Below are 22,109 nucleotides of genomic sequence, written 5' to 3'. Positions count from 1 at the left end.
CGGACGGTGGCGATGAGCCGGGGACCGGCCGGCACGGTGGCGGCGGCCACGACGATAGTGGTCAGCGGCGAGAGCAACAGCGGGAGCTCATCCGAGCAGATCGGCGGCCTGCTCGGCGACCTCGTCGACGGAGACCCCGGCCACCCAGGAGACGTCGTGGGGGCAGCGCGCCGCGTTCGGGTCGACTCCGCTCGCCCCGCAGACCGGGCAGGCGACGGTCCAGGAGACCAGGGGCCGATGGCGTGTGCGCGTCAGCGGTCCCGCGTTGATGAGGTTGCCGCACCAGTAGATCCCGATGGTGGGGGTGCCGACGGCGGCGGCCAGGTGCCGGGGACCGGTGTCATTGGAGATCACCAGCGCGCAGCGCTCGTACAGCGCGGCCAGCCCGCCGATGCTCAGCAGGTCCACGGCCGGTACGGACGGAGTCCGCGTCGCGGCGGCGACCTTCTCGACCACCTCACGCTCCTCGCCGGTGCCCGTGATGACGACCGGTCGGCCGAGCCGGTCGGCGACGGCGGCGAAGCACTCGGCCGGCCACCTGCGCCGCGGATCGCTCGCGCCGGGATGCAGGGCCACCAGGCCGGGCGGCGGCTCACCGAGCACGCCGGTCGCCTCGGCCCGGTCGGCGTCGGTCACGGCGAGACGGGGCTCGAAGACGTCCATCGCCCCACCGGGTGGTCTCCCCCCGACCAGGGCGGCGACCTCCAGATAGCGCAGCACCTCGTGCTGGTAGTACACGTACGGCACCCAGCGGTCGAGGCGTTCCGCGTCGGGGGAGCAGAGCCCGGCCGTCACCCGTGCACCCAGCCGCCGCACGAACGGGTTGGAGTTGCGCCCGCCGCCGTGCATCTGCACCGCGAGGTCGAACCGGTGGCGGCGCAACTCGTCGAAGAGGCCCTCGGGGGCCCGGTGGCCCTCCGCGGCCTCGGACACGCCGGTGACCGGCGGCAGCGCGATCACGTCGTCCACCGGTCCCGGCCGGTTGGTGAGGAGGCCGGCGTGCCAAGACCTGGCGAGCAGGGTGATCCGCGCGTCGGGGTAGGCACCGCGCAGGGAGTCGAGCGCGGGCAGCGCCAGCAGCAGGTCGCCGAGCGCGTTGGCGCGCAGCACGGCGATGCGCCGGACCCCGTCCACCTGCGTGCTCATGTCGCCTCGAAGACGTGGTCGTAGCACTCGGCGCGGCGGTCGGTGACCGTGGTGGGCAGCTCCAGGTGGTAGGCCCGGCTGGGCAGCAGCCCGGCTCCGCCGTACCGCTCCATGACCCGCAGCTGCGCGACGACGTCCTCACCCGCGTGGCGGGGCGGCACGCCGCGCCAGAAGTCGAACCCCCCGCACTCCACCAGCCGGGCGCGGTCGTAGAGCACGCAGCCGCCGATCCAGGCCACCTTGTACGGCTGCCACTCGATGTCACCCGCCCCGACCTTCTCGGCGAGGTGCAGGGGGTTGGCGGCGTTGTGCAGGGTGTGCCGCCGCCACGCGGGGGTCTCGCGCCGCACCCGCTCGGGCCGCACCTCGCCGTTCCAGGGTTCGTACGGCGCCAGTTCATCGGGGCGTACGTCGTCCCGATACGACAGGCCGTGCAGGGCGTACCCCACGAAGCCACAGCGCAGCCGCTCCATCGCGGCCAGCAGTACCTCCACGGCCCGCGGCTCCAGCCACACGTCGTCGTCCAGATAGAGCACCAGCCGCCGCTCGGCCCGGCCCAGCAGGAACGCCCGCTGTTCCGCCATCCCCCGTGGGGGGACGTGGCGGTGGATCTCGACCGGCCGCCCCCGGTGGGAGACGATCCGGATCGCCGCCGCCACCAGGAGGTCCTCGCCAGCGGGGGTGCCCGACTGGTCGGAGATCACCACGCGGAACCCGGCGGCCGTCTGGGCGGCCAGGCCGGAGAGCGTCACCGCGAGCGCGCCGGGGCGGTCTCGCGTGGGCACCAGCACGTCCAGGTCTGACGGGGCGAACATGCGCGCCAGATACCCGTGAGGTCACCGGGCAAACGACCGCCCAAACCCCACGCCGTGATCTTGCGAAAACTCGCACCCAGGCACCAAGAGCAGGCATTTCCCGTCCGTGATCTTGCAGTTCCTCGCAGGTATGTCGTCTGAGCAGCGAAAACGATGCCCGTGATCTTGCACTTGATCCGGCACTGCGAGATCACGAAAGGTGTACGTGCATGTCAGAGGGCCTGCCTGAGAGAAACTGCGAGATCGGCGAACCTGTCTGTGCAGGTCGGAAGGCTTCCTGCCAGAGTCCGTCCAGGCCACCCGGCGTGAAACGGCCTTGCGAGCCGCCTGGACGGGGATCGGGCCGCCGGCCCGACAAGCGAACGAGCCCCGATTTCTCGGGGCTCGCTCTTCTCGGAACTGTTCAGCCTAAGTGGTCGTGTTCGTAAATCCCTCGGGGGTTACGCGGCGGCGTCCAGTACGGCAGGCTGATGGTCGCAGTCATCGTGCTGCTGGAGGTTGGACTCTTTCTGTTCGTGCCGCTCGATCCGGGCCAGCAGGTCCTCGAGGTCGGCCGGGGTGAACTTCCATCTGAAGGGCCGGGCGGTGGCGTTGTAACGCCGCTCGAAGGCGATGAGCCGGTCTTCGACCTCGTCAAGGCTGGTGAAGTCGTTGGGCGTGACGACCTTGCGCTGCACGATGGAGAAGAAGATTTCCACCTGGTTCAACCAGGAGGCGTGCACGGGCGTGTGCACCATGACCGCGTTGGGGAACCGCGCGGTCAGCCGGTCGGCGGCGGCCTTGCCACGGTGGGAGGAGCCGTTGTCGACGACCCAGAACACCCGCTTGGCCGAGGCGTAGGGCTCTTGGGTCATGACCTGCTCGACCAGGTCCATGAACGGCACGATGCCGGTCTTGGCCGAGCAGCGGCCGAACACGTGGGCGCGGTGGACGTCGTAGGCGGCCTGGTAGGCCAGCGCGCCGCCGCGTTCGTAGTCGTGGTTGACCCGCATCATCCGGGCGGCCCCGGGCGGCAGGGTGGGGTGGCAGCGGCAGCGGGCCTGGATGGAGGTCTTCTCATCGGCGGAGATCACATACTCGTCGTCGCCCAGGGACAGGCCATCCCAGGTGCGGGCGTATAGGTCCAGCACTTTGCTCGCTTTGGCGGCGAAGTCGGGGTCGCGGATGAAGATCCACGTCTGGTATTGCCAGGGCTTGAGCGCGTCAGCGGCCAGGATCCGGCGGACGGTGGAGGCGGAGATCGCCGCGGCGATGCCCCGGGCGACGACTTCGCCGGCCAGGTCGGGGCAGCTCCAGCGCGATAGCGGCACCCCGGTTTCGGCCGGCAGTTGGCAGGCCAGCGCTTTGATCTCGGCGACCTGGACCGGGGTGAACTTCGGCGGGCGCCCGGAGCGGGGCCGGTCGGCCAGTCCTTTCATGCCCTCGTCGGCGTATCGGCCGCGCCATAGGCGGACGGTGTCCACGGTGACGCCTCGGCGTCGGGAGATCTTCGCGTTGGAGTAGCCGTGCGCGGCGTCCAGCACGATCCGCACGCGGATGACCTGCTGGTAAGGGGCGGTGTGGGAGTACGCCAGCTGCTTGAGCCGCCGGCGTTCGGCGGCAGCCAAGACGATCTGGCGGGCGCGGGGGACGGGCACCAGAGGACTCTCTGTAGTCGATCTTCACGGTGACTCGCCGACAATGCCCGCATTCATGCCGATAGTGGGCGAATGACACGCCGGGACGGCAAGATATCGGCCATGCCTGCCATCCCCGCCTCGACCAAGACGTCCCTGGCTCAGCGGCTGTTTCTGCACGCCAAGCAGCACTGGCCCCAGCTGGCCGACGTTCACGTGCGCTACCGCGGCCAGTTCGGCTACGTCGAGGGGGAACTCGCCGGTGGCCAGCGGCTGCCGCTGATGCGGCTGCGCTATGGCGGATCGGCGCACCGATGGGGGCTGGCGATCCATACGCCCAGCACGGGCGGTTATGAGGATGCGATCTGGTTCACCGGCAGCCCGCAAGAGGCCCTCGACCTGGTCTGCGACCTCTACGTGACCAACGCCAACAGCTGATCACGAGCAGCGCACTGACCCACCAACCGTCAACCCCCGAAGGACTTCCAGCGACGACCACTAAGTCAGGCCTATCGGGCGAGCCCGTGGCTGTGGCCGTCTGCGGTGGCGGCGGACGTGACCGCGGCGGACGCCGTACGGGCGGTGGGCCGCGGGCCCTCGCCGGGCAGCTTGCCCGCGTACGCGAACGTCACGGCGGCGGTGGCGATGGCGCCCAGGTTCAGTGCCAGCGCCCTGTCGCTGATGTTGGCGATGGTGTCGCAGGCCTGGTGGTAGCAGGGATCGTAGGCCTGACCGGCGGTGCCGCCGAACATCTTCTGCTCCTCGGCGGTCTTGACGCCTTCGGCGCCGGTGAACAGGCCACCGGACGGAACGCCCGCCTCGATGAAGGGTCCGTAGTCGGACCGGCCGTCGAAGTCGGTGCTCACGTACTTCTGGCGGAGAGCCTTGAAGTACTTCTCGAAGACCTTCTCGATCTCGTCGGATCCGGCCGGCCCGGCGGGTGCGCCCACGGCGTCGGAGTCGTCACCGTCGTAGATCTTCAGCGCGTAGTTCGGCGAGCCGATCATGTCGAAGTTGAGGTACAGCTTGGTGTTGGCGAGCTCCTGCGCCGGCAGGGTCGCGACGTAGTGCTCGGCGCCGAGTAGGCCCAGCTCCTCCGCGCTCCAGAAGGAGAAGCGCAGCCTGTTCTTCGTGGGGACCTTGCCGAGTGCCTTCGCGACCTCGAGGATCGCGGCGCTGCCGGAGCCGTTGTCGTTGATGCCCGGCCCGGCGAGCACGCTGTCGAGATGGGCGCCGAGGTGGACGACCTTCTTCGCGTTCCCCCACCTGGAGTCCGCGATGACGTTGTGCGTGGTCCGTGTCTCGCTGATGGTGTCCGCCTTGAGCCGGACCGTGGTCCCGGCGGCCGCGAGGTCCTGACCGGTGGCGAAGCTCGCGCCCACCACGGGGATCTTGACGTTCGGCTCGCCCAGGGTGCCCTTGAGCGTCTCGGTCCTGTCCTCCTGCCCCTCGTTGAAGATGATCGCCCCGGCCGCGCCTGCGGCCTGCGCGTTCTCCGCCTTCTCCTGGAAGGAGCAGGTGCCGCGCTGGAGCAGGGCGATGTTGCCGGGGGTGAAGCCGGCGAAGTCGGCGGCCTCGCAGCCGGAGGTGGAGGAGTTCGGCTCGCCCGGTGGCAGGGTGAGGTCGATGTTCTGTACGGGAGCCGTCACGTCGCCGGCCCCGGAGTAGATCATGGTGGCGAAGTCGCCGATTGAGCTGCCGTCGGGGGGAGTGGGCACGTAGGTCTTGGGGGTGGGGGCGGTGCGCTGCAGCACACCGGTGGAGTTCTCCGAGAAGAAGGGGAACTGGAATGCCTGGAGTGTCACCGTGTAGCCGGCCTTCTTCAGCACGCCCGCCACGTAGTCGCGGGACGCGTCGTAGCCGGAGGTCCCGGCCGCCCGGTTGCCGCCGTTGGCGTCGGCGATCTGCTGGAACTTCCGCAGGTGCTGCTTCACGCCCGATGCGACGACCGACTGGATCAATCGCCCGGGATCTGGGTCCGCGCTCGCGGGTGCCGCCAGCGAGAGAGGGAGCACGAGGGCGACGGCCGCGGTGGCGGCGCCGATCCCCCTGCCGAGGGTGAAGGGCATTGGGCTCTCCTTCGGGTCCAATGTCTGGAAAGTCCCCGTAGTGGTGTTGATCGGGAAACCTAGCGGCTGTCAAGGCGTCCGTGAAGGGCTGTCAGCATCCCTCGTCCCAGTTGTTATGGAGATCAGCGGGGGATGCCTGCCCGCTTGGGGGTGGTTTGTGTAGTTTGGCACTCTATATCGGTTTCTGCGGCTGACTCTCAGCTGCCTTCCAGGAAGGTTCGGTAACTTGGGTGGGCATGGCATGGCACCGCAAGGTCAATAATGCGCTGGTCAGATACACGGGAATCCAGGTCAAACGAGTAGGGAAAGTGGGGTCGCCGTCCACAGTGGCGATCTCTCCCGCCGTACCGGGAAAAGCCCAGGTCCAGAACCCGCCCGATGAGGTGGCCGTACGGCCGCCGGCCGATCCACGGAACGACCGGCTGCTGGAGTCACCGATCTTCATCATCTCTCCCGTGCGGTCGGGCTCGACCCTGCTGCGCTCGATTCTGAATGCTCACTCACAGCTTCATGCCCCGCATGAGCTGCACGTGCGTCGCCTGAGCGTGGGGTTCGGCACTTCGCTGGCGGAGCGGGCGATGGCGGCGCTCGGCCACAACCGGGCCGATCTCGAGCACCTGCTGTGGGATCGGGTGCTGCACCGCGAACTCGTCCGCAGCGGCAAGCGGTTCATCGTGGACAAGACGCCTGCCAACGCCTTCGCCTACCAGCGCATCGCCACCTGCTGGCCGGACGCGAGGTACATCTTCCTGCTGCGCCATCCCGCGTCCATCGCCACCTCCTGGCACGAGGCGAGCCCGGAGAAGCGGACCTACGACGAGGCGGTGGCCGACGCCCTGCGGTACATGAAGGCGGTGCAGCGGGCGAGGAAGGCGCTGACCGGTCATACCGTGCGCTACGAGGACCTGACCGAGGAACCCGAGCGGGAGACCCGCGGCATCTGCGAGTTCCTCGGCATCCCCTGGGAGCCGGGGATGCTGGAGTACGGCGAGCAGACGGTGCTGCAGAAGGGCCTCGGCGACTGGAAGGACAAGATCCGCAGCGGCAGCGTGCAGCCCGGCCGCTCGCTGCCGGATCCCGGCTCGGTCCCCGAGGCGCTGAAACCGATCTGCCGCAACTGGGACTACCTGTCGAAGTCGGAGAGGCGGATATGAAGATCCGTTACCTGCTTCTGCACGCCTACGGCATGGGCGGCACGATCCGGACCGTCATCAACCAGGCGAACGCGATGGCCGAGTTCGGCCACGAGGTCGAGATCGTGAGCGTCGTACGGCGCCGCGAAGAACCGCAGTTCCACATCGACCCGCGCGTCGGGCTGACAGCGCTGGTCGACCAGCGGGACGGCGTGCGATCCGACTCTCTCGGCCGCCGCGTCTGGCGCCGGGTGCGCGGCAAGATCGTTCCCCAGGGGGAGTTCGCCGCGGGATACTTCACCGAACGGGTCGAGAAGGCCGTCATCGACTACGTCTCGTCGCTGGACGGCGGCATCCTGGTCACCACCAGGCCGGCGCTGAACCTCATCGCGGCCCGCTGCGCTCCCGAATCGGTCGTACGGGTGGCCCAGGAGCACATGAACCTGGCCGCCTACCCGGAGCCGGTCCGTCAGGAGATCGCCCGGTACTACGGCAAGTTCGACGCGATAGCCGTACTGACCGCGACGAACCAGCAGGAATATCGGCGCCTGCTGCCGGACACGAAGATCGTGCGCATCCCCAACGCGGTCGACGTCGTGGACGGCGAGCCCACGCGCCAGGAGAACCCGGTCGTGATCGCCGCCGGCCGTCTCGTCCCGCAGAAGGGGTTCGACCTGCTCATCCAGGCGTTCGCCCAGGTGGCCGAGCGGCACCCGGAGTGGCGGCTGCGCGTCTTCGGCAGCGGCCCGAGACGGGACCGGCTGCGCGGGCTCATCGACGAGTACGGCCTGAGCCGGCGCGTCTCGCTGCGTGGCCGTACGAACCGGCTGCACGAGGAACTGGCCGACGCGTCGATCTACGCGCTCAGCTCGCGCTTCGAAGGCCTGCCCATGGTGATGATCGAGGCGATGACCCACGCGCTGCCGATCGCCGCCTTCGACTGCCCGACCGGACCCGGCGATGTGCTGACCCACGAGGTCGACGGGCTCGTCGTTCCGCCCAAGGACGTCGACGCGCTCGCCGCCGCCCTCGACCGGCTCATGTCCGACCGGGACCTGCGGGTACGGCTGGGCACGGCGGCGGCGATCACCGCCAGGGGCTACGGCCGCGGCGCGGTCATGCCGCTCTGGGAGAACCTCTTCACCGAACTCGCGACGGCCAAAACCCCCACCACCACCCCCGTGATCTTGCAAAAGCTTGCAGAGAAGGCCCGTGGCGTGCCCAGACTCCCATCGTGATCTTGCAGAAACTCGCACATGGTCCCTCCCACCTGCGGTTTTAGCATCCGTGATCTTGCAGTCATAAGTGCAAGATCACGGATGATGTCTTCCCTGTTCAACGGGGAGGTGTGCGAGTTTCTGCAAGATCACGGGAGGTGAACGAGCTGGTGAGAGCGCCTTTCTGCCAGCAACTGCAAGATCACGCGGGAGGGGTGGGGGGGATCAGGTGACGGGCAGGGCGGTGGCCAGCAGGATGATGCCGACGGAGCCGACGAGTGAGGAGACGGCCATGATGCGCGCGAACACCTTCATTCCCCGCCCGTTGGCCCAGCCGTGCAGCGTGGCCGCGATCATGACCAGGACGAAGAGCAGCAACTTGGCCGTGAGCGTCCGGCCGTAGCCGGGATAGGTGAGCGACTCCCAGGTGACGCCCTTGTGCACGGCCATGGCGATCCCGCTGGAGATCTGCACGGGAAGGAAGAACGCCCCCGTGAACATGCCGAAGCGGCGGCCGACCTCGCGGAGCACCCGGCCACGCTGGTCCGTCTCCAGCAGACGCCGGGCCAGCGGCAGGACGATGAGCGAGACGGTGAGCTGCCCGCCGACCCACAGCGCCGCCGTGGTGACATGCAGGAAGCGGATAACGGACCACCAGGTCAACGGGTCACCTCGAAGATGCCGTGCGCGCCGGCCTCGCCGTGGCGCATGTCATGGTCGACGAAAGGATAATGACCGGGCTCGGGGAAGACGGTTTCCACGAATCCGCCCTGGGCCGCGGCCAGATCGAGCACCTGGGAGCCGCCGTCGCCACCGGGGCGGAGCAGATAGGCGCCCTCCTTGTAGACGGTGTCGAACTGCGCCCCCACGATGTGGAAGGCCGTGCCCGAGGCCGGACCGGCGGCCACCACCCACACCCGGACCCGCTCGCCCGGGCGGGCGGTCAGCGGGGCGTGATCGTAACCGGCGGCCGTGCCGTTGAACATCCAGGCGTCCGGCCTGCCGTCGTGCATCTTGGCGACCTGCCCGGTGCTGCCCGGCTCCCCGAGGTACAGCTCGCCCTGCACGAGCACGTACTCCCGATCGGCCTTGGCCAGGTCCGGCGGATCGATGATGACCGCGCCGTACATGCCGTTGGCGATGTGCTGGAGCATCGGCATCGTCGAGCAGTGGTAGAGCCAGGCTCCGGCGCGCTCGGCCCGGAACCGGTAGGTGAGGCGCTCACCGGGCTGGATGGTCCGCATCGGAACGTCGGGCGCGAGCGACCCGGCGTGGAAGTCGATGCCGTGCCCCATCGTGTCGTCGTTGATCAGCGTGATCGTGAACACGTCGCCGACCTTGCCCCGCAGCACGGGCCCCGGGACCGTGCCGCCGAAGGTCCACATCCGCTGCCGCACCCCGGGCGCGACCTCGATCTCCTTCTGGACGGCGCGGATCTCGACCTCGTGCTCGGTGCCGCCGGGCGCCGGGCGCAGGGTCGCGTCGTACGGACGCCATCCCGGGCTCATCGACGCGGCCAGGTTGAGCGGGCCGCTCGCGGCGTGATCCATGTGATCCGTCGGAGCCTGCCCGGTCTCCTCGCCGCCGCCGGATCCGGCGGCGGCGCCCGCGACCTCGATGCGCATGGTCATTCCGGCCGCGCGGTGGCCGGGGACCGTGCACCAGCCGTCGATCGGGCCGGTGAGCGGGGGCACTTCGAGCGTCGCGGTCTGCCCGGGGCCGAGCATCGGGGTCTGCTGGCCGGTGGCGAGGCGAAGGTCGTGCTGCTGGGCGTCCCGGTTGGTCACCCGCAGCACGAGCCGGGTGCCCGGGGGCGCCTTGATCGTCGCCGGGCTGATCCGCATGCCGACCAGGGTGACCTCCACCGTCTGGACGCCCGTGCCGACCTGGGTGGTGGCCCCGGCGCCGCCCTGCGTCGTCACTCCCGGACCGCCGCTGAGCGCGACGGCCACGGCCAGCGCCGTGGCCAGCACGCCGACCACCACGCCTCCCACGGACGGCGAGACGTGCGGGCCGCGCGCCCGGAACACGGTGACGGCGGCGAGCACGACGAAGGCCCCCAGCGCTGCCAGCACGAGCGCCCAAGCGACCTGCGACACCCGGGCGGGCACGGGCAGTACGACCAGCGGCACCGCGATGTTCACCATGATCACCCGGACGATCCAGCCCCGCTCCAGCAGTGCGGCGTTCCGCTTGAGCGCGGCGGGCCCGCCGCCGAGCACCACGGGCAGGAGGAAGGTCAGCGCGCCGAGTAGGGTCTGCCCGACGAAGCCCACCAGGATGAACGGCACCAGCGGTTCGATGGCGTCCGCCACTTGGTCGGCGGCGCGGGTGGCCACCACGGACAGATCGGTGACCACCGCCACGATGAACCACACGGTGCCGGCGGCGAGCATCCACGAGGCCGGCGTGTGCGGCCGCCGGCGCCGTGCCGTACGGAGAAACGGCACGAGCGCGAGCGCGGCCGCCGCGGCGTACAGCAGCAGTCCGGCCACCGCGACCCAGCGGACGCCGCCCAGGAATCCGCCCACCGTCACCACGAGGCCGGGTGCGGCCAGGCGCAGGGAGCGACGTGCGATCAAGTCGCTTCCGTCCGCGACCTGGGTGCGCAGCACCGTGGGCCAGAAGGTGAACAGCGTGCCCAGTACGGCCAGGCCGACCCAGCCGAGCAGGTTGATGTGGAGGTGCGCGGCCTCCAATCGTGTGGTGCCGATGCCCGGCGGCCATCCGGCGAGCATCAGCCCGCCCAGAGTCCCCCCGGCGACGAGCGCGACTCCGGCGCAGACGTACCAGGCGACCACGTGCGCGAAGCGGCCGCCGAGTGCCCGCCTCGTCCACGCGGCGAGGATCCCCACATGCCAGCCGACCACGCCGACCACGATCGCCGCTCCGGCGACGCCCAGGTGAACGGGGCCGTAGGAGCCGCCGTAGAGCACCGACATCACGCCGGTGTTCAGGGCCGCGAGCCGGACCGGGCGCACCCAGGGCGCCGGCTCGCTGTGGCGCAGCAGCGCGATCGCGAAGTGCTCCGTCCAGGTCACGATGGCGTTCGTCACCGCGCCGAGCAGGAACACGTGGATCACCAGCCACTCGGGAGCCGGCAGCCGAACGTGCGTGAGCGCCGCGACACCCGCCAGCGCGAGCCAGGCCAGCACGACCGCGTTGGCCACCGCGTGCCAGGACGCGCGCGAACGGCGCTGCGTAGGTGGCGTCGGCCGGGGGCCCGGGGCCCCGATGTGCACATCGACCGATGTCATGTCGACTCCATATTTTGAGAGCGAGACGTGCGGGCGGCCGCGCCCGTCCGACGAGAGGGAACGGCGTAGCGGGTGAGCACGGCGGCGCCGGCGAACGCCAGCAGCGACACCTCGCCCAGCACCCCGCCGATCGTGCGGGCGGCCGGCACCCCGCCGAGGTCGCCGGCGACACGCACCAGCAGGGCGGCGTGCAGCAGCGCGAGCGGACCGTACAGCATCGGGTGGTACGGCAGCCGCACGCGTAGTACGGCGGGCAGGATGACCGGCGCGTGACCGAACACCATCGACATGACGAACCCGAGGAACACCGCGTGCAGCGAGGCGTCGTAGATGCCGCCGGTCTCCGGCCGTCCGAAGGTCGCCCACAGCCCGCCGGCCAGGATCAGCCAGGCGTAGCCGGCGAGCAGGCAGACGGCGGCGAAACGCGGCAGGCCGGTCGATCGCACGGTCTTACGTGCGATGTCATGGACGACCAGCAGTCCCGACAGCAGGACCATGCCCAGACCGGCCATCCGCCATCCGACCGCCGGCCAGGGCACCGAGACGATCACGCCGGCGCCGAGCACTCCCATGGCGGCGAGGATGCCGTCGCTCGCCCGGCGGCCTTTCGCCTGGCCGGGCAGGAAGCCCACGTGGGCCAGTTCGAGCCGTTCTCCCGCGATCGTGAGCACGAGGAACGCCATCAGCCAGGGCACCAGATCCGCGATCGAGAGCCCGCGCAGCCACAGCAGGCCGCCGACGTACCAGGCGACGGCGCCGCACATCTGGACGACGACCTCGCGGCCGGGCCGGCGGGCGAGCAGCACGAGATAGACGGCGAGGAACCAGCCGGCCGCCGCGGTGAGCAGCACCTGTCCGGGCCGCGCGAACCCCGCCGCGCCGGCGAGCGCGCCGACGGCGGCCAGGGCGGGCGCGGCGTAGCCCCACGGGCGGCCCAGGGCGACCGCGCGCTCGAGTGAGATGAGTGTGCCAAGGAAACCGAGCGCCATCAGCGGGCCGTGCTGGGGGGCCAGGGCCGTGCTCGGCACGGGTACGCCGGTGCCGAGCAGGCTCAGCCCGCCCCAGAGCCCGGCGGCGATGGACAGCATGGCGCCCGCAAGCAGCGGGAACCGGTTGACAGCGGCTCCGGCGCGTGGTGGTGGGGCTCCTGCTTTCATGATCCGGGGCCTCCGGCGCCGTCGCACGAGCACGCGGTCCCCCCGCGACCGGGAGGCTGGTCGTGGTCGTGGTCGTGGTCGTGGTCGTGGTCGTGCAGTGTGGCGACGCACAGGTCGGGCCGTACGAACGGGGTCAGGCCGACGGCGTCGGGCGGGGCGCCCATCTCGGCGAGCGCCCCCTGCATGAGGCCGAGGTGCACGCCGCAGACGACCTCGGGGTCGGCCTGGGCGAGCTCGTGGAACGGACAGCGGTGCAGCTCGATGCGGGAGCCGTCGCCGATCGGCAGCGGATCGAAACCGGCCTCGTCGAGCAGGGCCACGATCTCGGCGGTCGTCGCCGCGAGCGCGGTCTCCATCGGCGAGTTGTCATCCGGGTGCGGGCGGCCGTCCGCCGCCTCGTCCGTCGCCGTTTCGGCGGGGGAGACGTGTGCCGTCCGGTTCTCGGTGCGTCTCCCGACACGCTCGCCGTACGCGCGACCTGCGGCGATCGCGGCCGCCCCCCGATCGCCGTCCAGGCCGCCGAGGTAGGAGAGCAGCACCTCGGCGAGCAGCCGATAGTTGCGCCGCTCGTCCCCGCCGCGTTCCGCCGTCGCCGAGTAGAGCAGGCGGGGGCGGCCGGGCCGTTCGCGGTCCTCCCGTCCCTCGGTCACGTAGCCGTGTTCGACCAGGAGCGAGAGATGGCCGCGCACGGTGTTGGGATGCAGACCGACCTCGGCGGCGATCTCGGGAATGGCCATCGGGCGGTCTGCTCGTCGCAGCGTCTCCAGGACGGCCACACGGCTCACGTCCGCCAGCACTCGGTGGGCGTGCGGATCGATGTCTCGGCCGCGGTCGCCGGTCGCACGCCGGGCCGCCGCGCGCCGAGTCGCCTGGCCCTGCTCCGCCCGGCCCTGCTCCGCCCGGCCCTGCTCCGCCCGGCCCTGCTCCGCCCGGCCCTGCTCCGGCCGGCCCTTAGTCGTCCGGCTCTGCGCCGGCTGGCTTTGAGTGACCCGTCGAGTTTCCACGGTATGTAGTATAAATACAGCCGAGACCGTGAAAACACCTTCCGGCAGTCGGCCCGGAGGGAGAAGACGATGCCGGCCCCCGGGCAGGCACGAGGTGAGGAGCCTTAGATGACCGTTACCGGCGAGAAGGACCAGCAAGCGACGGTGCAGGCGATCCGTGACCATCACCGGAGGCTCGGCCGGACGATGGAGGATCACGCGCTCACCATCGGACGCGCGGTCGACCAGCTCTCCTCCCCGTCCACCAGGCAGGCGACGATGGTCGCCTTCTGCCGGGAAGAGGTGCTTCCCCACGCGATCGCCGAGGAGCAGACGCTGTACGCCACGGGCGCGAAGCTGGCCGAGGCCGCGCTGCTGGTGCGCGCCATGACGGGCGAGCACACCGAGCTGCGCGACCTGGTGGACGCGCTGGAGAAGGCCCGCACCCCCGGTGAGATCGCCGGTTCCGCCGCCGCGCTGAACGCGATGTTCCAGTCGCACCTGGTGAAGGAGAACGACGTCCTGCTCCCGACGCTCGTCGACGCCGGTGTCGACCTCGACGCGCTGCTGGGCGGCATGCACGAGATCCTCGGTGAGGCCGGCCACGCGCACGGGACGGACCACGGAGCGGAAGAGGCGCAGGGGCACGGCGGATGCACGTGCGGCGGCGGTCACGACGACGCCGCGGCCGCCGACACGAGTGCGGAGGTCGTGGACGGCGAGTTGGACGTACGGCGTCTGGCGCACGGCCGGCGGCACGAGGAGATCTTCGCGACCTTCCGCGCTCTCGGCCCGAAGGAGGCGTTCGTGCTGGTAAACGACCACGACCCGAAGCCGCTCTACTACCAGTTCGCCGCCCAGCACCCGGGCGAGTTCGACTGGGGCTACGTCGAGTCCGGCCCCGAGGTGTGGCGGGTGCGGATCGGGCGGCTCTGACCGTGCTGACCGGAGGCACGCCCGTGGCCCGGTCCGGGTGGGCTCCGCTCTCCTCACGAGGGACAGCGTCTCCGGGATGCCCGGGTCGACGGCAGGGACCAAGGTCCCGCTTCACCGGATCCGATGGCCCGTACTCCGCATTCCGGGCCTTCCGGCAACGTCCACGGGCTTCCCCGAAACGACTTCGGACCTCTTCGGTGACGTCTCCGGGCTCTTGAAACGCCGACGCCGGCGCTGGGAGGTCCCGGTAGGGGAAGCTCTCCCGGTGCGCCCACCTCGCGACCCTCCCCTGATCGGGAAGCGTGATCAGGGGAGGGTCGCGAGGTGGGCCTTGACGGTCTTGGCGAACTTCCAGTTGTGACTCAACGAGCACACCCAGTCCGTCATCGACCGCACTCTGACCATTCCCAGCGTACGGCGCAGCAGCACGGTCATCGCCCTGTCCGTCGTCGTCCCTCAGCGCGTCCAGCCCCCCTCGCCGAGCTCGGAGAACGCTAGCGGGGGCGCTCGGCGCGGGATCTGATCAGAACCGGTGCGGGCCAGTGATCCGCCACCGGATGATGGCCTACTCCTGCTCCCTGCTTAACGCGGCGTCCTGGTCAATCTCGCCCCCTCTGATCTCTCCCAACTCATCCGCGTTAGCGAGCGCGGCCCGAAGACGATCAAGTACCGGCCATGCCTCATAGACGAATGCCCCACCGCGACCGCCTCGACCATAACTACAAGAGTCGATATCACGAATCAACGACCGGTGATCCTGAGGGGTCGATAGTCCTAATTATGCGAGGTTTTGTAGCGTCGATGACAACCACCCACCGGTCTTGGTTTCCAAGGCTACTTCCGTCACTAGTCAAGCCGATCGCCCAAACTGGAATCCATGTTCCCTCCACCTGTTCGGCCAGGAGTTCCACCGATCCAATTTTGTGGTCCGACACCTTCGATGTCGCTATGCTCTTTGCCTCGTTCTCGCCCACCCTGACCGGCGGTAATGGGCTCGAAAGCTGGATGGGGTTGCCATCGAATCCTGTTACCTCCCCAGTAGGCCCAATCAATACGTCGAGTCTGAAAGGCAGAAGGACGCCACCTTCTCGTTCTCTCCAGCTAACGATGAACCCTTGACTCGCGTCGCCATTTGCACTCGCTTTCGGTGCCTTATCTGTGTTTGGCCAAGCAAGGTTTCGGACAAATTCCTGAGCGCGTTTCGCGGCGCTCTTTTCGTTCATTTCGACCGAATCGGATATGGGGGCCAACAAGTCCAGGGGGCGTTGACCGATGGATGTGCCAAATTCTGCATGGAAAGGCTCTCCGGAGCTCCAGTCGATATAAAGAATCCCGCCGTCGAATTGAACCATGGCAACCGACTTCGCAACGCCATCGTTAACATCATTCATCAGGCGAATGCTGTCAACTCGAACGTCTCGTCCCAATAGTTTATAGACGATAGCCTTACCTCTCCTCTGGTCAGATTCCCCCATCTCAACCCATCCGACGCTAGACGCTGTCGAAGAAGGGTGCCAATCAAGTCCCACTCCACCGATGATGCCGATGGTACAAACAGCGCACCCGAGAGTAGCCCACAATTTGCGAACCGAGCAAATATTGTATTCGGCCTTAATGTGACGCATGATTCCGAAGGCGATTGCCACACCGATTGTGGCGCCAAGAGAATTAGCGAGAAAGTCGGACGAGTCACACCGTCGCGAGATCATAGGGATAAGAGCTTGGCAAAGTTCGATGGCTGCCGAAAGTGTGATCGCACCGACAATTGCCAGTGATGCCCGTCTAAGAATCAGAGTCGAGAAGAAACCCAAGGGAACGAAGAGTGCCACATTAAGCATGCCGGAATCGTCCAACATTCCATCCCAGGACGAGGGAAGAGTGCAGTAGCCGCTACCGTTGGCGACTTTGCTGATGGGGATAAGTGTAGAAGTCAGGACGACTGTCAACGCTAGCGCGAAGAGTACTGTCGGGCCCGACGGAGCACCTCTCTTCCTTGCCCAAGCGACTGCGAGCACGGAGGAAGCCAGGCCCATTAACACAGAAATTAATATGAGTTCCGGGTTTCTCTGGAGTACGACGGGAAACACTGAATCCCTTTTCAGATGAGGCAGTTCTTGCAGTGCTGGGACAGTTTGGAGCTGCCCCAGCACTGCGGCTAACACATACGATCAGCAGCTCGGTGCGGCGGGAGTCTGGAAGCGTCCCTGACCGTCCGCGTAGAGAAAGCCGACGATTCCGGGGCAGCCTGGAAGGTACCTATTGTTCCAGGTGTCCGTCCGGTAGGATCCTGCGCTGAGATAGAAATAGGGGCCCGTCACCTCCGCTCCGTTGGCGCTGTACCCCTGGTAAGCATGGATCTGTGAGCCGGAGTACTTCGTGTACCCGACACGGATGTTCTTATAGCTCGATCCGCTACTTCCCTGGACGATGATGACGCAGAGGTCGCCGTTGCTGAGCGCGGTGCATCTGTCACTTGGCAACGCCTGGATGTCGATGGAACGAGATGAGATGGTACCCGTCTCCGAGGTAGAAGGAGCCTGGAATTGCGGGTCATCGTTGTCAGCGTAAGCCAGGGGGGCCGACAGGCCAGCGAGGGTGACCGCCGAAGCGATGCACATTGCGCCTTTTAACATGGATCGAGAGTCGAATGTCATGCAGATTCCTCCTAGTGCAGTTTGTGGCTCTCATCGAACCTTGGCGGACTTTTCATCTTTTGTCCGGACATATTGATTTGATCAACACAAAGACCAGGCGTCAACCAGATATAAATGTGACCTGCGCCACACATGGAAGCTATAAAAAGTCCTTTGAGTGCACGCCGGCAAAGACACTGGCAGAGCATCGAGTAACTTGCCGACTTGCTCTGCAACAGCCAGGGCAGAACTTGTGCAGGCGAATAACGGTTGGATCGTCCTGCCAGGTCGAAGTGCCGGCATCTATTATGAACTTGCCTATTATGGACCGTCCTTAGCGCGCCGCATCGGTCGGGCCTTCGACAGCAGGAACACAAGGCCGACCAGATATAGGGCGAGCGCTACTAAGGTGGCTGGGATATGCCTCGATTCAAACATGGGCCAAGCCCACGGCCACGGGTGACCGCCAGCCCTGCGGCCGGCGGTCATACAGGCGAATGCGAAGATCAGCGGAATGACGACAGCCGCATGACGTCCCAGGAACCTATGTCCCAGCACCGCCAGTCCCATGTAACCTGTTAGGTTCCGGGTAGCCGCAAATGCGTGCTCCTGAAGGCCTATGAATCCGAGAAGAGCGCCAACTGCGAGCGAGAGGACAACCGCGAGCGAGACCGCAATCGCTTCATATCGCTGCACTGGTCTAACAGCAGTAGCCTCGACCTCGGCGGGGACATTCGTCAGAAATGACATGAGGGCAGAGACACCGACCAGGGGGAGGAGAACTCCGACCGGTACATAGGACTTGCCGCCGCCCAGCAGGTTCAAAGTCGGCACTTGTAGGCCAGAGAGCGTAGCAACCAACAGAACAGCCAGAGCCAGCCCCGCCGCCGAGGTGCTCGCCCGATGCGCTCTCAAGAATATGTTCATTGTATCGTCACCGGTTTTACATTACAGGCGTGCAGAATCTCCATATTGTCACGGAACCATTTCAACTGTGAAGATGCCGGCCTTTGCGTCACCTGCCGTACTTGGCCCATGGCTTCAGACCCCACCCGCTTTTCCACCAGATCATCTGGAGATCCGGCCTTCAAGGAGAGCCAGGCCGCGAGTACAAGCACCATATCGCCCGTCAACCATTCGCCGCCGTGATCCTGGCACTCCGGCACGTCCTGGGGAACGAGACCGAGCGAAATTGCCCAAGGCACACTGACTGGATCACCGGAATAGTAAAAGGACCACTCATTTTCGCCCGGCGGGCCTTCCGTTACACTTTTAGGCCGTTGAAGCCCCGTATCCACCAACCGATTGACGGCTGGCGTAGCGGCCTTGGCGATTACTCCGGCATCATCAGAGTGTTCAGGCCACACGCACACACGCAGTTTTGCTTGACCCGTGCCTGACGTGCAGATCAATTCCTGGGCTGACCGGGCGGTGGCCGCCTCCCAACTCATGTCATGTACGAGTAGCACCCCACATGAGGCGAGGCAGAGGCAGAATAGTCCGGTGAGTACCCGCTTGACCGCGAGGTGGCGTTGCGCAATGGATAGTCCGGCTCCCATTATCGCCACAGCGGTGGCCACCAACGTGCCGCCTAGAAGGGCACGCGCGTCTGGAATCTGATCGTATCGGCAACATGCGGTGTCGTAATTTCCGGTGAGATGTCGCAGCCAAAGCGGCTGCATAGAAATCGGATAGGCCAGCCAAAGATAGGTTCCAACGAGGCAGGCAGGTACTGCATAAACGGGTTTCAGCAAACGTCCGGCACCGAACCCAAGGAATATGAACGCGATGCAGACGAGTGCAGCTACACCGATGAATCTCCAGTCAGGTGCGCCTGGAACCGAAGCCATTTCGGGTAAAAGCGATAGGAGGGCCGACGTGAGAGCACATGCCGCGAACAGCAAGGGAAGCGCGACAGTGTCGAGCACGACAACGTACCAGGGCCTGGTATGAGTCCAGTTTTCGACGCTACCTCGTTTCAGACGTCCGGACTCCCAAGCGGCGACCGCCGCGAAAATGGGGGCGATGACGACCACTGCTGAACCCGCCATCGCAGATGCCCCCGGCCAGTTCAGATCCATGGATCCAAGTTCTCTGCGCGCCTGAATTACGGCCAGGATGATGGCCAGTGGGAGAGCATAAAGACCTGCGGACGAACGGAGTCGGCCATACCAGTTCATCAAACTTCTCCGCTCACCAGCCGCCGGTATGCGCTCACCGCATCTACTGAACCAAGAAATTCGACCGTGCTGCCCTGAAATCTCACCTGTCCCTGGTCCAGGACTACCACTGATTCGTACAGTTCGCTGATGTCTTCGGTTTGATGGGTCGATATTACGACGTGAGCGTGCGCGGAGATTTGTTTGATCAGACGTCTAAACGTTTCTCGCTGTGCGGGATCCAGCCCCGCTGTCGGTTCATCCATGAGAACTACTTCGGCCTCATGTACGAGTGCTTGTGCGAGGCCCATCCGTCGTATCTGTCCTCCGGAGAGCTCATGCGACTTACGTTGCATCAGGCCCGCAAGTTCGACCGCTTCCAAAGCGTCCGCTGCCCTGATCCAAGCATCCTTACGCGCCAGTCCTTTCAGCCACCCCATATATGCGACCTGTTCTTGTACCGTCACTCCAGGTATCGGGTTGATCTGTTGCGGCATCCACGCAACTGCCTTTCTAAATTCTTTTCGGTCCCGGCTCTTTTTTGGGTTAAGGCCGCGATAGTCTACGCGCCCGGTGTGAGGAGCAAGAGCCGATGCCGCGATGCCGAGTAATGTCGATTTACCCGCGCCATTCGGGCCAAGAAGCAGGGATATACCTGCCGGGAACGAAAGGTCAAGTCTATCGAGAACCAAAGCATTGCGCCGATAACTATATGAACATCCGTTAAGCGATATTGACAACGTGCTCCCTTGATTGGAATGGGAAAGCCAGTGCCGCGCATTGATGCGGCACTGGCCTAGCAGACATGCCACTGCGGGAAAGAATCCGTTACTGATTCTTCGCTAATCTTCCTTCTCTGGCGATTCCAGGCGGTTCGAAGCCGTGGTGGTGTTGGTTGAGCTGCTGAGGTTTCACGGGATACTCGGCCAGCACTCGAGCCTCCGGGACTTCGTCCGATGGAGCCTGTTTTCGCAGCAGCCCGAGATCGCCTCCTCCTAGTACTTCACGGTGACGGAAGAGGAGAAGGATGCGTTACCACTATTGCTCCCTTGGAATACGAAATAATAGTCGTCCTGTGTCCCGCGCCCCCAACTCTGAGTGGACCCTGCACTCGTCCCACAATTTGTAAAGGTCTTCGTGCCGACGCTGGGGTCGGGACCAAAGCGGTCCTTGAACAACTCGAGATACGCATTCACGTTTGTCCCGCTGCCCAAGTAGTTGCGACAGTTGTACAGCTTAATCGTAGTAGCGGCCGTATCGGAATCCATATCGCTCCAACGCCGAGACTCGAAACCTGTAGTCACACTGGTCATCGAGCCACTCCAGCTCCCTTCGGCAAACGCCGGTAATGCGGTGAGGATACCAGTCGAGACAATGGTGAGTACGGTAATGGCAGCGGTCTTACGCTTCATGCTACGACTCCTTGGACTGCTTGGGCATTTGCACTCGATCTTGACAAGACAAGCCGTATCCGTGTGGCGATCTTGAGTCAAGAGTGAATGTCGCCCTGTTGCCCGATTCATCTGCTACGGGGGTTAGGGCTTTGACGTAAATAAGACTGCGCTGACCTGCTCCATGTCACGGAGGGCGCCTTTCCCGTTTCCCTGAAAATCTTCTATGTGACGTGCATCACATAGCGGCTGGTTCCTGTTATTCGCATGGTCCACGGCACGCTCATCGGCCGGCGCCTTCCGGGGCTCGCCCCGGCGATCGCCGCACCCGCCACACCTCGGGGTAAGCATTCAGCCGCAGCGCATTTCGAGGTTGAGTGATCACCATGTGTGATCGCGTGTGGGCGTGCGGGATTACAGCGTGTGGGGCTGGGTCAGGGTGTTGCCGGGCCGGGTGGCATCCAGGGGCGGCCGAGTAGAGCGTCATGGATGACGGCGACCGCGTTGCGGCCGTGTTTGACGGCGGTTGACAGGTAGCCGCGGATGGCATACCGATGCTCGGTGGCGCGTTCCGAGCGGAGTCGCCCAGAGATCTTCTGTTGGGTCTTGGCCGGGCGGACGTCGCGTTCTGCCTGGTTGGAGGTGGGCGGGACATTCAGATCGTGGGCGAAGCGCAACACGTCGTTCTCTCGGCCGCGCAGGACTTCCAGCAGCAGGCGGCCGATCGGCTGCTTGACCTGCTTGCCGCCGGGAAGGCGGTGGACTTCCGACAGGCCGACCAGGACTCCGTGCCGGAACTCCTTGATCAGGTCGGCCTTGGCCTGCGGGTCGATCTGCGCGGCGCCGGCCTTCCGGGCGAGCGCACCGGGATCGCGTGGGCGACCATCAAGTACACGCACAACGTCTGCAGCTTCACCCCGAAGCTGACCGCGGCCTCCGGCACCCCTTCTGGGCGAGGCGCGGTATGCACCGTGCCGCACTGGCAGGCCACCGTGTGCAGGTCGTGCTGGAACCGCTGTGCCGACACCAAGGGAATCTCGATCTGCTGGTGGCGCGCGGTCGCCCCCAGATCGGTCGCGTCCGCCAGATCTGCGCCGCATCCACACCTCCCCTCGGGGAAGTGGTTGAACGTGTCGGCAATCTCATCCGGATCGTCCGACCAGGCCAGGTGCGTACCCGGCGCGCCTTTCTGCTTGCCGGGCTTGCGCTTGGCACCGTCTCTGCCGGCCTTCGAGGCGGCGGGCTTGTCCTTCGGCTGCGCCTTGCCCGGCTGATCGTCACTGGAGGGCGGCATCCCCGAGTTCCCGCTGTTGCGTGACAGTGCCCGCTCCAGCCGCGCCACCCGCTCGCGCAGCTCGGCGTTCTCCTTCTCTAACGCGTCGACCATCGCGGCCAACCGCGAGATCAACGCCTCCTGGCGGGCGATCGTCTGGGCCTGCGCACGGACGAGCTCGATCGGCTCCTCACGCGACATCTCCTCCAGGCCGGACACCCGACGATCTCACCACATCGCAAACCGGTGATCAAAGTGACGGATCGTCACACCGGCGATCCGCATGTCACGCTTCGCGAACGGCCTGAATGCTTACACCTCGGG

General features: G+C 66.4%; 21 protein-coding genes. 4 read left to right on the top strand and 17 right to left on the bottom strand.

Going from position 1 to position 22,109, the window contains the following annotated elements; genetic code table 11:
• Positions 1-87: 87 nt before the first annotated feature.
• The 3 genes from ACQP1K_RS25315 to ACQP1K_RS25305 all read right to left on the bottom strand — a co-directional run bounded on the left by ACQP1K_RS25315 (position 88) and on the right by ACQP1K_RS25305 (position 3,598).
• Positions 88-1,146, bottom strand: coding sequence for a glycosyltransferase family 9 protein (locus tag ACQP1K_RS25315; RefSeq protein ID WP_433498188.1), 1,059 nt, complete (start codon positions 1,144-1,146; stop codon positions 88-90).
• Positions 1,143-1,961 (bottom strand): glycosyltransferase family 2 protein, encoded by an 819-nt coding sequence (locus ACQP1K_RS25310; RefSeq protein WP_433498187.1) that lies wholly within the window; start codon positions 1,959-1,961, stop codon positions 1,143-1,145. The genes ACQP1K_RS25315 and ACQP1K_RS25310 overlap by 4 nt, the downstream gene beginning before the upstream one ends.
• 440 nt (positions 1,962-2,401) lie before the next feature.
• Positions 2,402-3,598 (bottom strand): IS630 family transposase, encoded by a 1,197-nt coding sequence (locus ACQP1K_RS25305; protein WP_433498186.1) that lies wholly within the window; start codon positions 3,596-3,598, stop codon positions 2,402-2,404.
• A 102-nt stretch (positions 3,599-3,700) separates the two neighbouring features.
• Here ACQP1K_RS25305 and ACQP1K_RS25300 point away from each other — a divergent pair, with 102 nt between their 5' ends.
• Positions 3,701-4,015: a hypothetical protein gene (locus ACQP1K_RS25300; protein ID WP_433496764.1), complete on the top strand. Its 315-nt coding sequence runs from the start codon at positions 3,701-3,703 to the stop codon at positions 4,013-4,015.
• A 71-nt stretch (positions 4,016-4,086) separates the two neighbouring features.
• On the opposite strand, the gene ACQP1K_RS25295 is transcribed toward ACQP1K_RS25300, so the two are convergent.
• Positions 4,087-5,646, bottom strand: a complete 1,560-nt coding sequence (locus ACQP1K_RS25295; protein WP_433498185.1) for a M28 family metallopeptidase — start codon at positions 5,644-5,646, stop codon at positions 4,087-4,089.
• Between the two features lie 326 nt (positions 5,647-5,972).
• Here ACQP1K_RS25295 and ACQP1K_RS25290 point away from each other — a divergent pair, with 326 nt between their 5' ends.
• A complete protein-coding gene (locus tag ACQP1K_RS25290) occupies positions 5,973-6,800 on the top strand; it encodes a sulfotransferase family protein (protein ID WP_433498184.1) in 828 nt (275 codons plus the stop codon).
• Positions 6,797-8,017: a glycosyltransferase family 4 protein gene (locus ACQP1K_RS25285; protein WP_433498183.1), complete on the top strand. Its 1,221-nt coding sequence runs from the start codon at positions 6,797-6,799 to the stop codon at positions 8,015-8,017. Before ACQP1K_RS25290 ends, ACQP1K_RS25285 begins: the two co-directional genes overlap by 4 nt.
• 204 nt (positions 8,018-8,221) lie before the next feature.
• Here the strand turns inward: ACQP1K_RS25285 and ACQP1K_RS25280 are convergent, their stop codons facing one another.
• The 4 genes from ACQP1K_RS25280 to ACQP1K_RS25265 are packed head-to-tail and all read right to left on the bottom strand — an operon-like array spanning position 8,222 to position 13,414.
• The gene (locus ACQP1K_RS25280) at positions 8,222-8,659 is read right to left on the bottom strand and encodes a hypothetical protein (RefSeq protein ID WP_433498182.1); all 438 of its coding nucleotides are present in this window, start codon (positions 8,657-8,659) and stop codon (positions 8,222-8,224) included.
• Positions 8,656-11,253 (bottom strand): multicopper oxidase domain-containing protein, encoded by a 2,598-nt coding sequence (locus ACQP1K_RS25275; RefSeq protein WP_433498181.1) that lies wholly within the window; start codon positions 11,251-11,253, stop codon positions 8,656-8,658. The genes ACQP1K_RS25280 and ACQP1K_RS25275 overlap by 4 nt, the downstream gene beginning before the upstream one ends.
• Entirely contained in the window at positions 11,250-12,410 is a 1,161-nt protein-coding gene (locus tag ACQP1K_RS25270; RefSeq protein WP_433498180.1) for a hypothetical protein, read from the bottom strand. Before ACQP1K_RS25270 ends, ACQP1K_RS25275 begins: the two co-directional genes overlap by 4 nt.
• Positions 12,407-13,414 carry a helix-turn-helix transcriptional regulator gene (locus ACQP1K_RS25265; protein ID WP_433498179.1) on the bottom strand — a complete coding sequence of 336 codons (1,008 nt, stop codon included), beginning with the start codon at positions 13,412-13,414 and terminating at the stop codon, positions 12,407-12,409. Before ACQP1K_RS25265 ends, ACQP1K_RS25270 begins: the two co-directional genes overlap by 4 nt.
• A 108-nt stretch (positions 13,415-13,522) precedes the next feature.
• On the opposite strand from ACQP1K_RS25265, the gene ACQP1K_RS25260 reads away from it, so the two are divergent.
• On the top strand, positions 13,523-14,329 hold the full coding sequence (locus tag ACQP1K_RS25260; protein WP_433498178.1) for a DUF2249 domain-containing protein: 807 nt from the start codon (positions 13,523-13,525) through the stop codon (positions 14,327-14,329).
• Between the two features lie 306 nt (positions 14,330-14,635).
• Here the strand turns inward: ACQP1K_RS25260 and ACQP1K_RS25255 are convergent, their stop codons facing one another.
• The 9 genes from ACQP1K_RS25255 to ACQP1K_RS25215 form a co-directional block, all read right to left on the bottom strand.
• Positions 14,636-14,764 carry a hypothetical protein gene (locus tag ACQP1K_RS25255; RefSeq protein ID WP_433498177.1) on the bottom strand — a complete coding sequence of 43 codons (129 nt, stop codon included), beginning with the start codon at positions 14,762-14,764 and terminating at the stop codon, positions 14,636-14,638.
• 299 nt (positions 14,765-15,063) lie between these two features.
• Positions 15,064-16,479, bottom strand: a complete 1,416-nt coding sequence (locus ACQP1K_RS25250) for a VanZ family protein (protein ID WP_433498176.1) — start codon at positions 16,477-16,479, stop codon at positions 15,064-15,066.
• 18 nt (positions 16,480-16,497) lie between these two features.
• Complete coding sequence (locus ACQP1K_RS25245) at positions 16,498-16,983, bottom strand: hypothetical protein (RefSeq protein ID WP_433498175.1); 486 nt, start codon at positions 16,981-16,983, stop codon at positions 16,498-16,500.
• 300 nt (positions 16,984-17,283) lie between these two features.
• The gene (locus ACQP1K_RS25240) at positions 17,284-17,889 is read right to left on the bottom strand and encodes a hypothetical protein (protein ID WP_433498174.1); all 606 of its coding nucleotides are present in this window, start codon (positions 17,887-17,889) and stop codon (positions 17,284-17,286) included.
• On the bottom strand, positions 17,886-19,142 hold the full coding sequence (locus ACQP1K_RS25235) for a DUF7224 domain-containing protein (protein ID WP_433498173.1): 1,257 nt from the start codon (positions 19,140-19,142) through the stop codon (positions 17,886-17,888). Before ACQP1K_RS25235 ends, ACQP1K_RS25240 begins: the two co-directional genes overlap by 4 nt.
• Complete coding sequence (locus tag ACQP1K_RS25230) at positions 19,142-19,861, bottom strand: ATP-binding cassette domain-containing protein (protein ID WP_433498172.1); 720 nt, start codon at positions 19,859-19,861, stop codon at positions 19,142-19,144. Before ACQP1K_RS25230 ends, ACQP1K_RS25235 begins: the two co-directional genes overlap by 1 nt.
• A 255-nt stretch (positions 19,862-20,116) precedes the next feature.
• On the bottom strand, positions 20,117-20,533 hold the full coding sequence (locus tag ACQP1K_RS25225; RefSeq protein ID WP_433498171.1) for a hypothetical protein: 417 nt from the start codon (positions 20,531-20,533) through the stop codon (positions 20,117-20,119).
• Between the two features lie 413 nt (positions 20,534-20,946).
• Positions 20,947-21,411 carry an IS66 family transposase gene (locus ACQP1K_RS25220; RefSeq protein ID WP_433498170.1) on the bottom strand — a complete coding sequence of 155 codons (465 nt, stop codon included), beginning with the start codon at positions 21,409-21,411 and terminating at the stop codon, positions 20,947-20,949.
• A complete protein-coding gene (locus ACQP1K_RS25215; protein ID WP_433498169.1) occupies positions 21,318-22,004 on the bottom strand; it encodes a DUF6444 domain-containing protein in 687 nt (228 codons plus the stop codon). Before ACQP1K_RS25215 ends, ACQP1K_RS25220 begins: the two co-directional genes overlap by 94 nt.
• Positions 22,005-22,109: the final 105 nt, after the last annotated feature.

It is taken from the genome of Sphaerimonospora sp. CA-214678 (assembly GCF_050942215.1).
Taxonomy (GTDB): domain Bacteria; phylum Actinomycetota; class Actinomycetes; order Streptosporangiales; family Streptosporangiaceae; genus Sphaerimonospora.
Note: the sequence above shows the minus strand (reverse complement) of the source record. Positions and strands in the feature narration are given on the sequence as shown.

Excerpts from the sequence above, each read along its gene's own strand:
- ACQP1K_RS25315 (WP_433498188.1), bottom strand. The coding sequence starts at position 1,146 with ATGAGCACGCAGGTGGACGGGGTCCGGCGCATCGCCGTGCTGCGCGCC.
- ACQP1K_RS25310 (WP_433498187.1), bottom strand. The coding sequence starts at position 1,961 with ATGTTCGCCCCGTCAGACCTGGACGTGCTGGTGCCCACGCGAGACCGC.
- ACQP1K_RS25300 (WP_433496764.1), top strand. The coding sequence starts at position 3,701 with ATGCCTGCCATCCCCGCCTCGACCAAGACGTCCCTGGCTCAGCGGCTG.
- ACQP1K_RS25295 (WP_433498185.1), bottom strand. The coding sequence starts at position 5,646 with ATGCCCTTCACCCTCGGCAGGGGGATCGGCGCCGCCACCGCGGCCGTC.
- ACQP1K_RS25285 (WP_433498183.1), top strand. The coding sequence starts at position 6,797 with ATGAAGATCCGTTACCTGCTTCTGCACGCCTACGGCATGGGCGGCACG.
- ACQP1K_RS25275 (WP_433498181.1), bottom strand. The coding sequence starts at position 11,253 with ATGACATCGGTCGATGTGCACATCGGGGCCCCGGGCCCCCGGCCGACG.
- ACQP1K_RS25270 (WP_433498180.1), bottom strand. The coding sequence starts at position 12,410 with ATGAAAGCAGGAGCCCCACCACCACGCGCCGGAGCCGCTGTCAACCGG.
- ACQP1K_RS25260 (WP_433498178.1), top strand. The coding sequence starts at position 13,523 with ATGACCGTTACCGGCGAGAAGGACCAGCAAGCGACGGTGCAGGCGATC.
- ACQP1K_RS25255 (WP_433498177.1), bottom strand. The coding sequence starts at position 14,764 with ATGACCGTGCTGCTGCGCCGTACGCTGGGAATGGTCAGAGTGCGGTCG.
- ACQP1K_RS25245 (WP_433498175.1), bottom strand. The coding sequence starts at position 16,983 with ATGACATTCGACTCTCGATCCATGTTAAAAGGCGCAATGTGCATCGCT.
- ACQP1K_RS25240 (WP_433498174.1), bottom strand. The coding sequence starts at position 17,889 with ATGAACATATTCTTGAGAGCGCATCGGGCGAGCACCTCGGCGGCGGGG.
- ACQP1K_RS25235 (WP_433498173.1), bottom strand. The coding sequence starts at position 19,142 with ATGAACTGGTATGGCCGACTCCGTTCGTCCGCAGGTCTTTATGCTCTC.
- ACQP1K_RS25225 (WP_433498171.1), bottom strand. The coding sequence starts at position 20,533 with ATGAAGCGTAAGACCGCTGCCATTACCGTACTCACCATTGTCTCGACT.